The sequence below is a fragment of the Mesotoga sp. UBA5557 genome, from assembly GCF_002425715.1.
Taxonomy (GTDB): Bacteria; Thermotogota; Thermotogae; order Petrotogales; family Kosmotogaceae; genus Mesotoga.
In genome coordinates this window covers 38,402-51,473 of the sequence record NZ_DIMV01000027.1, presented here as the reverse complement: position 1 = coordinate 51,473, position 13,072 = coordinate 38,402, and the positions used below count along the sequence as shown (strand labels likewise).

Below are 13,072 nucleotides of genomic sequence, written 5' to 3'. Positions count from 1 at the left end.
TGATTATTTGTTGCAGAGATTGAGTGAGTTCGTGGTAAGACACCGTGCAGCAGTAGTAGTGTTTTTCGTAATTCTTGGTGCATTTGGTGCATACCTTTCATTGAAACTGAATATTGATTCAGATCTGCTTAAGATTCTTCCACAGGACGATCCTGTCGTGAAGCAGTACAATCGCTTCATAAACGGAGACACTTCTGGCGATGTCACTTACATCGTTCTGCAAACACAAGACAAAACTGAAAAGGGAATAGAGAATCTTATTTCGGCTGCGAGAGGGATTTACGAAGGATCAAACGAATTCAGGAGTATCGAATCCTTTGTGAGGTTCGATCTAATGTCTGATCTCGGGCCTCTGGGCCTCCTAATGGTCGATCCAGGACAACTCTCCTCAATCAGAAATCGAGATCAGGATCTTTCAAGGACCGTCCAAAGACTCGTCAACTACGATTTCTCTGCTATTCGAAGCCTTGGACAGATGTTGCTCGGTTTTGAGGACCTCAAAGGACTAGTTGCAAACGAACCGGAAGGCGAAGACTTCATCAGCTTCATAAGACTTCCAGAATCAATTCCTGTTAACGACCCGATGGTTTTGGTTATGGGTATCAGGCTCGATGGGCCTTCTTCCGATGTATCATACGTGAAAAGAGTGATTCCAGCACTAAGAGAGTGGCTTGACGGTGTCTGCAGAGTTTACGGAGTAACTTATGGAATGGCAGGAGATCACTTCGGAACTTACGACTCGCACAGGCAAGTAAATGATGATTTCATGCTGACAACAGTGCTGTCGCTTGTAGGAATCTCTCTTCTCTTCTTCATTGCCTATTCAAGCTGGAAGGTTACCCTATGCGTTTTCTCTTCACTGGCTATTTCGATGTTCATCACTCTCGGCCTTGCTTACGTAATCTTCGGCTCTCTAAACATCATCACTACCTTCGTCACCGCCATAACGCTTGGACTGGGAATCGACTATGGAATACATATGATAACCAGACTTTCGGATGGGGCAAACAGAGAGAAGAACCCGGTAACTCTTTTGTACAGCTCCTATAAAGCTCTTATAAAACCTCTTTCGGCAAGTATGATAACGACAGCTCTTGTCTTCATGATCCTTGCAGTAATCAGCTCCCCGGCCATTCGAGAACTGGGGATTCTCTCTGCAATCGGTATTGTTGTCTTCTTTATCGTAATGACAGTCTATCTGCCCGCAATTTCGATCATGACCGTAATAAATCCTGGAAAGAAGGCAAACATTCACCTGCTCGACAGATTTTTCCTGAGAATCTCGAAGGTAATCTTGAAATTCGGCGTCGTTTTCGGAGGAGTTGTCTTCATGCTTATCCTGATGCTCAGCTATCTTGGTTTGAACAATATTAGAAGCTTTTCCTATACTCCACCCGGATTGATGTCAACCGACTCAGAACAGATCGCAGTTCCCAGCCTAATTGAAAGAACCTTCGGGGGAAGTATTATAAACACAGTGCCATTTATACTTCCAGATATAGATTCTCTAAGAAGGGCGCATGAGGAAATCGATCAGAACCCGAATTTCAAGAGCTCCTTCTCAATACTTTCTGTCATCGAAGGAGGAGAGGGAGATTACATTAATCAGATGCAGCAAGTTACCAGGGAAATCAATGCGCTGAGAGACTCTCCGTTAATTGAGGCCGTTTTCAAGAAAGCAAATTACTATGACTTCGTTGTAGAACTCCTTGACAGAGCGGAATCCATTGAAGGCTCGAATGATCTAATTGACCTTGCTACCGAGGTCATACCGGAAAGCCTGAGAGATCAGCTTCTCTACAAGGCTGCCAATGGTGAGACGTATTTCGTTATGAACTCAGAACCATTATCGATAATCTATAGAAACAACGTCATAAAGATTATTTACGACAGTCTCAGCCCTGAACTCAGAGCTTCTTTCGGAGGGTATCCCAAAGTTTTCCATTACCTGATGGACCTTGTGAGAATCATCTCCCTTCCAATATGTCTGGTTGCCTTCTTAGCAATCTTTGTCGTCGTTTCTATCGAAAGAAAGTCCATCATAGACGGACTCAAAACATTAGTTCTAATGGTCGGAATTTTGATGTCGATGTTTGGTTTAATGGAATTGATGGGAATTGAGACGACTTTTGTAACTGTAATCTCTGCCCCGCTGATAATTGGAATTGGTGTAGACTCACTTGTTTACGTTATACATAGTTCTAGGGAGAAGAAGAACACAGAGCTGGCCAGAACCTTCAAATCAATAACCATGTCTTCGGCAACGACAATGCTAACCTTCTTCTCATTCATTTTTGCAAGGGGAAAACTCCTGAGCACATTCGGTGTAAGCCTCGGATTTGGGGTTCTTGTCGCACTTGTTGTTGCAACCTTTCTAGTTCCTGTGCTACCATGGAACAGCAAAAAAAAGATCGGAGGTTGAGATATGCCATTACATCTTCTGGTGGCTTACTATGTAGTTGATCATGCATTTGTAAATAATCGAAAGCTTGCAAAGATGGATGATAAGAAGTTCTGGATGCATTTCATTTGGGTCGTTCTGATCTTTCTTGCCTTCACTTTCGACGTCTTTCTATCAAGCCCTCTTGGAATACTTTTACTGATACTTTCTATCGGCCTGACAGTCACTGTTGACATGGGCCGCAAGAGGTTGCCAAACCTCTTGATCGAAGTCATTGCGTTTTTCCTGCTGCTTTTTTTCACCTTACTTGGAAGAAGCTTCCTCATAGAATCATTTGTCACTGTTGAGTTTTCCTGGTATCTCATGGGAATGCTTCTGGTAACCGTGGGTGTCACGTACTTTCTTCGAGGGGCCATACTGCCGGAAGAGGCTACCGACTCAATCGGAATCGCTGAGAGAATGTCTATATTTATCTTCATTCTTGCAAATCACTGGACTTGGGTCATTATCTCGGTTGCTGCCGGGCTTGCTTTCCGGGCAGTCTTTTCAAGGGACTCCAAGAAAGAATGGATAATTAGCCCGCTTGCAGGAATTGTAATATCCTTTCTCTGGCAACTCTTTATGAGGAGATTTCTCGGTTGACCTATGCAATCGGTGACATACACGGTTGCCTTTCACCGCTCAAAAGACTTATAAAGGCGATCGATCTCAAAGCTGACGACACTCTTGTTTTCATTGGTGATTATGTGGACCGTGGACCGAACCCCAGGGGAGTCATCGATTTTCTGATATCACTTTCCGTAAACCATGACTGTCATTTCATTCGAGGTAACCACGAGCAGATGTTCCTTGATTATCTAAGAGGCGCCGAAGGATCTACGATCTGGGCTTATAACGGGATGGAAACAACAATCAGAAGTTATGGGAGTATTAGATCTGTTCCAGAATACCATATTGAGTTTCTCAACGAGACTGTTCTTCACTACGAAGAGAACAACTTCATTTTCGTTCATGCCGGGGTACGGCCGGGAATCTCCTTGAAGAAGCAGAATCCAAAGGATCTTCTGTGGATCCGAGAACCATTTCTGGAGACTCCAAACCCTATCAGGAACCGTACGGTTGTGTTTGGTCATACACCCTTAATTAGCGGCCCACTAATTCAAGAAGGAAAGATCGGTATAGACACTGGCTGTGTTTATGGAGGCTATTTGACAGCCTACAGAGTTGACGACAACTTCTACTTATCTGAGCTACTCTGATTCTCCCAACATATAAGAAGAGCGGAAGACAATTCTTCCGCTCCGTGAATCTGACAGCAGATGTATCAGGGATAGATTCCTCTGAGTTTTGTGGCGTGAGCAACCTTCTCTATAGAGTCAACATATGCGGCAGTTCTCATATCGATGTTGTACTTGTTCATTGTCGATGCTACGGAAGCGAAAGCCTCTCTCATTATCTTTTGGAGAGCTCTTCTTACGTCCTCCACATCCCAGAAATAATGCTGTAGTCCCTGTACCCATTCGAAATATGAGACTGTGACTCCTCCGGCATTTGCCAGGAAGTCGGGAACAACGAAGATCTTGTTTCCAAGAACTATGTCTTCCGCTTCCGGTGTCATAGGACCGTTTGCGCCCTCGACGATTATTCTTGCCTTTATGTTCTTTGCATTCTTCTCAGTAATCGCATTCTCAAGAGCTGCTGGAACGAGGATATCCACATCGAGTCCGAGCAGGTCTTCGTTACTGATCTTCTGTCCCTTCGGGTAGCCCTCGATCACTCCGTTGTTCTGATCCCTGTATGCGATCAGATCATCGATGTCGAAACCCTCAGGATTATAAAGTCCACCAGAAACATCACTCACACCGATGACTTTTGAACCCATCTCTTCATCTATTAGCTTCGCCGCAAACGATCCTACGTTTCCGAATCCCTGAACGGCCACCTTCGCCTGCTTCGGATCCATGTCTTTGTACTTTAGAGCTTCTTCGGCAACCACTCTTACTCCGCGACCCGTTGCTTCCGTTCTTCCCTTAGAACCACCTATTTCCAGAGGCTTGCCTGTAACGATTCCGAGAACTGAATGACCAACGTTCATGGAGTATGTGTCCATGTACCAGGCCATTATCTGAGCGTTAGTATTTACGTCTGGCGCAGGAATGTCTTCTCCTTCACCTATTATGATCTGAATCTCTGAGAAGAATCTCCTTGAAAGTCTTTCAATCTCGTTGATTGAAAGCTCTTGAGGGTTCACACAAACTCCGCCCTTTCCACCTCCGTACGGGATACCAACTACCGCGCATTTCCATGTCATCCAGAAAGCCAGTGCCTTCACTTCATCGAGAGTAACGTTCTGATGGTACCTGATTCCTCCCTTTGCCGGACCTCTGGCAACATTGTGCTGTACCCTGTGTCCAGTGAAGACCTTGATTTCCCCGTTATCCATTCTTACGGGGAAATTGACAGTTAGCTCTCTTTTCGGAAAGGACAAGACCTGCCTCATGCTCTGGCTAAGATCCATGACATCGGCAGCTTTATTGAATTGCTTAAGTGCATTTTGAAACAGACTTGTTTCGGCCACGAGAATACCTCCTCCATATTGGTGTTCTTCATTAGAATTCTATGACCATAATGAATACTTCTCAAATCGATGTACGGGCGAATGGCACCGTCTACAGCTAATTAACGTACTCTAAGTAGCCTTTTCTGTGCCAGTTTCCATTATGCTAATTACCAATAAAAAAGGCGAGGAAAACCCCGCCTGGTACCCCCAGAAGGAATCGAACCTTCATCTGCGGATTAGGAATCCGCTGTTCTATCCGTTGAACTATAGGGGCACATCGTGAAAATTATAGCATCATGGTTCCGGCTTTTCAATGACGCCGACTCTTTGAGTAGATTTAATTACGTAATGCATCATAATTAAATCTACTCAAGAGAATTATCATACATTACGTGACGTTCTGTTAAAATTGATTGGACAGACTTCTTAGAGCCTGCTTCAACAGTTCTTTGAAGCCTGGGTTCGCAGCTGTTCTGGTTGTCTGAAGAGATTTATACACAGCTTGCCGCATATGAGAATCATGAGAGGTGAATATTGTTGAAAAGAGTTGTAGCTCTTGAATCTACAGTTATAGCTCACGGCCTTCCACAAGGTATTAACTTCGAAACTGCTCTGAACATGGAGCGGGCAGTCAAAGAAAATGGCGGAATACCAAAAACCATAGGAATTCTAGACGGAAGAATTATCGTGGGTGTCAACGAGGAAGAGATGAGAAGACTTGGAACAGGTCGAAATGTCCTCAAGGTCGGCACTGCAGAGATATCCTACGCAACAGCGATGAAGAGAGATGCAGCAACGACCGTCAGCGCTACAATGGCTATTGCAAAATTGAATGGAATCTCTGTATTCGCTACGGGGGGAATCGGAGGGGTTCACAGAGGAGTAGATTGGGATGTCTCTCAAGACATCATAGAGCTTTCGAGAACTAGAATGATCGTGATATCGGCAGGTGTGAAGAGCATTCTTGACGTACCAAAGACCCTGGAGTTTCTTGAAACCTTTGGAGTAACAATCGTTGGTTACAAGACCGATTGTTTCCCGTTCTTTCACTGCTCAAAAAGCCCTTACAAAATCAATCTAACCATAGATTCCCCAGAAGAGGCAGTGATGATTCTGAAAGAAAAAGAAAGGCTTGGAATAGAGGGCGGACTGCTAGTAGCTAATCCTATTCCCGAAATGGACTCTATGGACTACGATGAATTGAGAGCTCTCATTGAATCCGCTCTAAAAGCAGCCGTAAAAGAAGGGATCTCGGGGAAGACTCTCACTCCATATCTGCTCAGCAAACTCGCGCTGCTGTCAGGAGGGAAGACACTTGATGCAAACATTTCCCTACTGATAAACAATGCCGCGCTCGGTGGTCTTATAGCCGCTAACTCGGGAGAAGAACTATGAATGGTTACTCCCTGAAAGGCGGATTTGTCTATTTGGAAGAGACCGGAGCTTATTCTCGCAAGGACCTCTACATAGACTCAGGAGAATTCTCTGCAGATACTCCTTATGGTGCTCAAGAGATAGATATTTCAGGCAAATTCGTTTACCCGGGATTTGTCGACTCGCATGCACACCTCATTGGAACGGGAAGAAAGTCTCTGGAGGTTGATCTAGAGGGCTGCAGCTCTATCGAATCGCTTGCCGATAGGTTGAGCGTTGATCGAAGGATAGTAAGAGCTAGAGGCTGGGATCAGGAAGTGTTAGGGTTTATGCCCGTGAGAGGAAAGCTTGATCTCATCACTTCAGAACCGACGATTATTACCAGAAGATGCGGACATATCGCCTGCGTAAACTCGTCCCTGATAAAGCTATTCGACCTTGAAAGGCTTCACGGTCTTGATGGTTCGGACATCGATCTTGGAATACTCAAGGAGAGAGCTCTAGAGGAGATGGACCGGATAGCAAAACTCTCTCCTGCTGAAGTCAGAGAAGCGATTGAAGCGGGAACAAGGTCCTTTTTGAAATATGGAGTAACTTCGGTACACAGCGACGATTATCACGGCATAGATTATGAACTCCTTATGGAGGCTCTCTCAAACGCGAACAAAATGAGAGTCTACGAAAAACTCTGCATCTCCAGAAAAGAAGATCTGGAAATGATCAAACATGGCAGGCAATTCGAAACTGATTTCTTCCGACTGAGAGCTGCAAAGATGTATCTTGACGGGTCGCTCGGAGCAAGAACGGCGGCGATGATTGAGCCTTACCACGATTCTCCGACCGAAACCGGCGTCCTCTATATGACTGCCGATGATCTTAGGCCGATCGTGAGGAGAGCAGACAGAGAAGGAATTCAGGTCTGCGTACATGTTATAGGAGATCGGTCACTGGAAGAGGCCCTCTTGGCTTTTGAAGGATCGAACAGTGAAACTCTCAAGCATAGACTAATTCACGTTCAGATCGCGTCTGAGGACCAGATAAGAAGGATTGCCGAGCAGAGACTAACCGCATCGATTCAACCGGTTTTCGTTGACTCTGACAGCACAATTGCACCGGAGAGGTTCGGGCCGATCCGGATCAAAGATGCCTACCCGTTTGGAAAGATGAGAGATATGGGAGTAGTTGTTGCCTTCTCAACTGACTCACCGGTAGAGAGCACTTCGGTAGTCAAGAACCTCGTTTCGGCCGATAGATTCTTCTCCAGAAAGGACAGCATAGAGATGTATAGCAAAACCGGACACACTCTAGCAAACAGTGTCAGATCCTTCGCGCTCAATCCGGGGGACCCAGCAGATTTCTTCGTAACCGGCTCAGATATCTTAAAGACCAGAGAAGATACTTTCGCGGACATGACATTTGTTTCAGGAAGGTTAGTGCATAAACTAGAATGAAATCAGTCTCGAACCGTAAACCGCAACTCGTATTGTACATAAATGCTTCATCTACTTTCTTTACGTTTCGTCACTTATATGTTAAATATAAGAAAACTATCTTGAAGAACACTGGCAAAACTGCTAAAATTAGTACAGAAAAAGGCGGCATAAGCCGCCGAGTCTGGTGGGCTCGGGTGGAGTCGAACCACCGACCGCCCGGTTATGAGCCGGAAGCTCTAACCAAACTGAGCTACGAGCCCAGACACAAAATTGATTATAATATTCCTCATGACTTGTGTCAAGAGGTTCAGGAGATGGTCCAATGCTAAACAACAGCTCTGTGGGTCTTCGGATATCTGCAGATCCGGTTCAGGAAATGACTGTGAAGTATCCTAGGGTTCTTGTAATAAAGGCCGCGTTCTCTCTTCTGAAAGACGGAAAGTCAATTGAACATAGAGATCTGGAAAAAACATTACAGACCTTGCTCTCGCGATAACACCAGAACCTAACTCGGATCTTATTTCTGGTTTTGATGCTTGAGATGAAAAGATAGATTCATGATGTCTGAGGGTGTCAGCCCGGGTATTCTCGTTGCTTGGCCTATCGTTGTAGGCTTTGTTCTTGTCAGCTTTTCTCTTCCTTCTGTTGAGAGGTTGGAAACTTCACTATAATCTAAGTTGGAGGGGATTAGATCTCCCTCGAGCTCTTCAAGCCTCTTGACCTCTTCCCTAAGACGCTTAATATATCCACTGTACTTGATCTCTATTTCAACTTGTTCTATCACTTCATCATCAACAATCGGTTCGGGATCGTAGTATGAAAGGTCCCTGTACTCAACTCCCGATCTTTTTAGCAGACCCGAAAGTTTTGCGGGCGTATCGAGTCTCGAACTCCTCTTACTAATTAATAGCTGGTTCAACCTTTCAGAAGGTCTGACGGTCACTCTTTCAAGTCTTAAGACCTGATTCCTGGTCTGGTTTGCTAATCGGGATACCTTCTCACTGAACCAGTCGGGCACTAGTCCGTATTCATGACCGTACTCTGTAAGCCTGATGTGCGCGTTGTCGTGCCTGAGAAGCAATCTGTATTCCGCTCTTGACGTGAGAAGTCTATAAGGTTCATCCACTCCCTTCGTCACAAGATCGTCGATCATAACTCCAATATAAGCTTCCGATCGACTTAGTACAAGCTGCTTCCCGCCATGCAGCTTCGCTGATGCGTTGATTCCCGCGATCAAACCCTGACCGGCAGCTTCCTCGTAACCACTGGTCCCGTTTACCTGACCAGCGAAATACAGATTCTCGACTAATTTGCTCTCCAGCGTTGAGTACAACTGAGTCGGATCTATATAGTCGTACTCGACAGCATAAGCAGGCCTGACGATTTCCGCCCTCTCAAGCCCCTTTATTGTTCTGATCATTTCGAGCTGTGTCTCGAAAGGAAGGCTGGTTGAAAGACCGTTCAAGTAGTACTCGTCGCTCAAAGCACTCTCGGGTTCAACGAACAATTGATGGCTACTTTTATCAGAGAACTTGATCACCTTATCCTCAATCGAAGGGCAGTATCTCGGTCCCCTTGAATCGATAAGCTTAACATCCCCGTACAGCGGCGAGAATCTGAGGTCTCTCTTGATGATGTCGTGTGTTCTCTCATTTGTCCTGGTCAGCCAGCACGGATGATTGTCTTCAAGGACAAAGGGCTCGGAAAAGTATGAGAAACAAAGTGGGGTATTTGAGGTACCCTGACGCTCCATACTGGAGAAATCGATTGATCTGCCTGCTATTCTTGCAGGGGTCCCAGTCTTGAAACGTCTGACTTCGAACCCCAAAGCTTTAAGCGATGCAGTTAGCTCGGTTGCTGGAAACTCACCAAGCCTTCCCGCGGGAAACTCCTGTGGTCCGATGAATATCTTCCCTCCAAGAAAGGTGCCCGAAGCAACTATTACTGAACGTGCAGAGTACCTGAGGCCAAAGTGCGTCGTGATGCCTCTTACACGACCCTTATCCACTTCTATGGACTTCACAATTCCGGACTGCAGGCGCAGATTTTCCTGCATCTCAAGTATTCTTTTCATTATCTGGCTATACCTGTTCTTGTCCACCTGAGATCTCAGTGCTCTGACGGCAACTCCTTTGCTGGTGTTTAGAACTCTTATATTGAGTGATGCCTTATCTGTTGACTTGGCAATCTCCCCACCGAGCGCGTCTATCTCTCTTACGACAATGCCTTTCGCTGGGCCCCCCACAGCCGGATTGCAGGGCGTCCAACCAACCGTGTCGAGGTTAATATTTAGAATAAGCGTTCTCATGCCCATTCGCGCGCCCGCTAATGCGGCCTCGATACCGGCATGTCCGGCCCCTATGACGATTATGTCGAATTCGTAATCTCTTTTATTTGATTGCATAACATCACTCCTCTATCATAGTATTGTACACAGAAAGGAGGCATTAAGTTGAGAAAAGTCTGTTTCGTTGACACTACGATGAGAGATGCGCACCAGTCACTTCTGGCCACTAGGGTTACAACAGCTGAGTTGGCAGATATAGCTCCTCTTGTCGATCAGGTTGGTTACCACGCAGTAGAGGTCTGGGGCGGAGCAACCTTTGACTCCTGTGTTAGATACCTTAATGAAAATCCTTGGGAAAGACTCGATGTACTCAAAGAGAGATTTAAGAATACTAAGCTTCAGATGCTTCTAAGAGGTCAAAATCTTCTCGGTTACAGAAACTACGCAGATGATGTTGTAGAGCTCTTTGTTAAGACGATGGCAAATCACGGGATTGATATTGTAAGGATCTTTGACGCCCTTAACGACCTAAGAAATCTGGAAAAGTCGGCAAGCGCAGTAAAGGATGCCGGAATGCACCTTCAAGTAGCAATGTCGTATACAACCAGTCCCGTTCACAACATCGATTACTTCGTGAAGATCTCCGACAAGGCTGCGGATTTGGGCGCAGACTCTCTCTGCATTAAGGACATGGCTGGTCTTTTGAAGCCTGGAACGGCTTCAACTCTTGTAAATGAGATCAAGAAGAGGCACTCTATCCCTTTGGAGGTACACTCTCATTTCACAACGGGTATTGCTGATATGGCTTACTTGAAGAGCGCTGAGGCCGGGGCCGATATTCTCGACACCGCCACGTCTTCAATGGGATTCGGAACCTCACAACCTGGAGTCGAGAGCATATGGACAACATTACACGATATGGGGCTATCAGAGAAGCCAAATTACCCTCTACTCAAAGAGATAAACGACTACTTTTCAAGGGTTAGGAAGAATCACAGTGGCACTGATGCAGGTTTCACTATAAACACTTCAGTTTTGGAAAATCAGATTCCGGGAGGAATGTACTCCAATCTAATAAACCAACTGAAATCTCAGAACATGAGCGACAGATTCGAAGAGGTTCTCGAAGAAGTTCCGCAGGTACGCGCTGATCTCGGTTATCCCCCCCTTGTTACTCCAACATCTCAAATAGTGGGCGTGCAAGCGGTCTTGAATGTTATGAACAACGAGAGGTACAAGACGATCACGAAAGAAGTAGAAAGATACATAAGGGGATTCTATGGAACACCTCCTGCAGAAATCGACAAGTCACTGAAATCAAGAGTTATGGGAGATGAAGAGTCGATTTCTCATAGGCCGGGCGACACTCTTGACCCAGAAGTCGAAAAAGGAAGAAACGAACTCGGCCTGCTGGCCGAATGCGATGAGGATCTTCTTATATACCTGTTACTTGGAGAAGTTGGAAAGAAGTATCTTAGTCAGAGATACAGAGATTCTCTCAGAGTCGACTTTGAAGTCGCGAAGGATTTTAGAGAAGGAATAACGGTATATCCAGTTTGATTCGTATTATTAACAATATTCACGAAGATAGAACTGTATTAAAGCTAACAAGAGGCAACTATAGACTGCTTAGCGCCTTCATGAAGAATGGGGGCGTTTTTTTTGTTCAGTCCCTGCATTAACACTTCTTTAATTAACCGGAACTTTCTGATACAATTTGTTTAGGGTGTATCCCAATTCTATCAAAGGAGGGTTCAGAAGATGAGAAAACTCGCAGCTGTTCTTTTCGTGCTACTTCTAGTCTTATCTTTTGCAAGCGCAAAGTTGGTGATTTGGTCCTCTGAGAACCAGATCCCTGCACTTGAGAAGTTGGCGGCAGATTTCGAAAGTGACTATGGAATTCAAGTGGAGATTCAGCAGGTGAACTTTGGCGACATAAAGTCCAAGTTCCTTACCGCAGCTCCCGCAGGCGAGGGCCCCGACATCATAGTAGGCGCACATGACTGGGTTGGTGAACTCGCTATCAATGGCCTTATCGAACCGATTCCATTTCTTCCCGAAGCCGATCAGTACTACGATGTCACTCTAGATGCCTTCAGCTACGGCGGAAACCTCTACGGTGTCCCCTATACTGTTGAGGCGATTGCAATCATCTACAACAAGGATCTCGTATTCGAAGCACCGAAAACAATCTCAGAGCTTGAAGAACTTGCTTTCGAAGCTGCAGATGATGAAGTCGTGGGCCTGATCTACGCAGTTGGGGATTTCTATCACTCCGCACCTTTCATACTGGGAAGAGGCGGCTATATCTTCAAGGAGACTGCTGCGGGTCTTGATGTAACCGACATAGGCCTGAACAACGAGGGTGCGATTGCAGGCGGAAACCTCATCAAATCTTGGTTCGACAAAGGTCTAATTCCTGGCGGTCCAAATTACAACCTGATGGACTCTTTGTTCAAAGACGGACTGGCCGCATTCATTATTAACGGCATATGGGCAACCCCAAGTTACCGCGATGCGGGTATCGACTACGCGATTCTTCCTTTCAGCGAAATCACATTCGACGATGGGACAACTCCGAGACCATTCGTTGGAGTACAGGGCTTCATGATAAACTCAAAGTCTCCGAACAAGCTTGAAGCCACTGAATTCGTAGTGAATTACATCGGCAGCTTCGACGGCCAGTACGGAATGTTCCTCGGAGAGAGAAGAGGTACGGCAAGAGCCGACGTGTTTGCATTTATTGAAGCGGACGCCGGTCCAGAGCTGTATGATGTTTTACAGTTCTCCAAGAGCGCTTCAGTAGGAACACCAATGCCAAACGTTCCGGAAATGGCGAGCGTATGGGGAGCAATGGGCGATGCACTTGGCCTTATTATCAACGGTCAGGATACAGTGGAGAACGCTTTCAATTCTGCAGTAGAGAAGATCAAGACTACAATTGGAAACTGATTGTTCTCTCTTGACTTATCCACAAATCTTAATTTTGTTAGACTGAGCGCGGGAGACTCCCGCGC

General features: G+C 45.7%; 10 protein-coding genes and 2 tRNA genes. 8 read left to right on the top strand and 4 right to left on the bottom strand.

The genetic code is table 11. The annotated features are described in order from the left end of the window. Positions 1 to 10: 10 nt before the first annotated feature. From B3157_RS03290 to B3157_RS03280, 3 genes are read left to right on the top strand one after another with little or no spacing between them, the layout of a single operon-like run. Positions 11 to 2,422, top strand: a complete 2,412-nt coding sequence (locus B3157_RS03290; RefSeq protein WP_214078613.1) for an efflux RND transporter permease subunit — start codon at positions 11 to 13, stop codon at positions 2,420 to 2,422. 3 nt (positions 2,423 to 2,425) lie between these two features. Then, entirely contained in the window at positions 2,426 to 3,043 is a 618-nt protein-coding gene (locus B3157_RS03285) for a hypothetical protein (protein WP_214060502.1), read from the top strand. Next, positions 3,040 to 3,660 carry a metallophosphoesterase family protein gene (locus tag B3157_RS03280; RefSeq protein ID WP_214060503.1) on the top strand — a complete coding sequence of 207 codons (621 nt, stop codon included), beginning with the start codon at positions 3,040 to 3,042 and terminating at the stop codon, positions 3,658 to 3,660. The genes B3157_RS03285 and B3157_RS03280 overlap by 4 nt, the downstream gene beginning before the upstream one ends. A gap of 65 nt (positions 3,661 to 3,725) precedes the next feature. On the opposite strand, the gene B3157_RS03275 is transcribed toward B3157_RS03280, so the two are convergent. Then, on the bottom strand, positions 3,726 to 4,979 hold the full coding sequence (locus B3157_RS03275) for a Glu/Leu/Phe/Val family dehydrogenase (RefSeq protein WP_214060504.1): 1,254 nt from the start codon (positions 4,977 to 4,979) through the stop codon (positions 3,726 to 3,728). A 181-nt stretch (positions 4,980 to 5,160) separates the two neighbouring features. After that, positions 5,161 to 5,235, bottom strand: a tRNA-Arg gene (locus B3157_RS03270). A gap of 263 nt (positions 5,236 to 5,498) precedes the next feature. Here B3157_RS03270 and B3157_RS03265 point away from each other — a divergent pair. Together B3157_RS03265 and B3157_RS03260 are read left to right on the top strand one after the other, a co-directional pair. Continuing rightward, on the top strand, positions 5,499 to 6,356 hold the full coding sequence (locus B3157_RS03265; protein ID WP_214060505.1) for a pseudouridine-5'-phosphate glycosidase: 858 nt from the start codon (positions 5,499 to 5,501) through the stop codon (positions 6,354 to 6,356). After that, a complete protein-coding gene (locus tag B3157_RS03260; RefSeq protein WP_214060506.1) occupies positions 6,353 to 7,786 on the top strand; it encodes an amidohydrolase in 1,434 nt (477 codons plus the stop codon). Before B3157_RS03265 ends, B3157_RS03260 begins: the two co-directional genes overlap by 4 nt. A 164-nt stretch (positions 7,787 to 7,950) precedes the next feature. On the opposite strand, the gene B3157_RS03255 is transcribed toward B3157_RS03260, so the two are convergent. Continuing rightward, positions 7,951 to 8,028 (bottom strand) — tRNA-Ile (locus tag B3157_RS03255). Between the two features lie 62 nt (positions 8,029 to 8,090). Between B3157_RS03255 and B3157_RS03250 the strand changes: the two genes are divergently transcribed. Beyond that, complete coding sequence (locus B3157_RS03250) at positions 8,091 to 8,264, top strand: hypothetical protein (protein ID WP_165775337.1); 174 nt, start codon at positions 8,091 to 8,093, stop codon at positions 8,262 to 8,264. A gap of 21 nt (positions 8,265 to 8,285) precedes the next feature. Here the strand turns inward: B3157_RS03250 and mnmG are convergent, their stop codons facing one another. Beyond that, positions 8,286 to 10,172 (bottom strand): tRNA uridine-5-carboxymethylaminomethyl(34) synthesis enzyme MnmG, encoded by a 1,887-nt coding sequence (mnmG, locus tag B3157_RS03245; protein WP_214078593.1) that lies wholly within the window; start codon positions 10,170 to 10,172, stop codon positions 8,286 to 8,288. A 48-nt stretch (positions 10,173 to 10,220) separates the two neighbouring features. Between mnmG and B3157_RS03240 the strand changes: the two genes are divergently transcribed. Then, positions 10,221 to 11,615 carry a pyruvate carboxylase subunit B gene (locus B3157_RS03240; RefSeq protein WP_214060508.1) on the top strand — a complete coding sequence of 465 codons (1,395 nt, stop codon included), beginning with the start codon at positions 10,221 to 10,223 and terminating at the stop codon, positions 11,613 to 11,615. 201 nt (positions 11,616 to 11,816) lie between these two features. Further along, the gene (locus B3157_RS03235; protein WP_214060509.1) at positions 11,817 to 13,007 is read left to right on the top strand and encodes a sugar ABC transporter substrate-binding protein; all 1,191 of its coding nucleotides are present in this window, start codon (positions 11,817 to 11,819) and stop codon (positions 13,005 to 13,007) included. The last annotated feature ends 65 nt before the right edge of the window (positions 13,008 to 13,072 follow it).

Excerpts from the sequence above, each read along its gene's own strand:
- B3157_RS03285 (WP_214060502.1), top strand. The coding sequence starts at position 2,426 with ATGCCATTACATCTTCTGGTGGCTTACTATGTAGTTGATCATGCATTT.
- B3157_RS03260 (WP_214060506.1), top strand. The coding sequence starts at position 6,353 with ATGAATGGTTACTCCCTGAAAGGCGGATTTGTCTATTTGGAAGAGACC.
- B3157_RS03250 (WP_165775337.1), top strand. The coding sequence starts at position 8,091 with ATGCTAAACAACAGCTCTGTGGGTCTTCGGATATCTGCAGATCCGGTT.
- mnmG (WP_214078593.1), bottom strand. The coding sequence starts at position 10,172 with ATGCAATCAAATAAAAGAGATTACGAATTCGACATAATCGTCATAGGG.
- B3157_RS03235 (WP_214060509.1), top strand. The coding sequence starts at position 11,817 with ATGAGAAAACTCGCAGCTGTTCTTTTCGTGCTACTTCTAGTCTTATCT.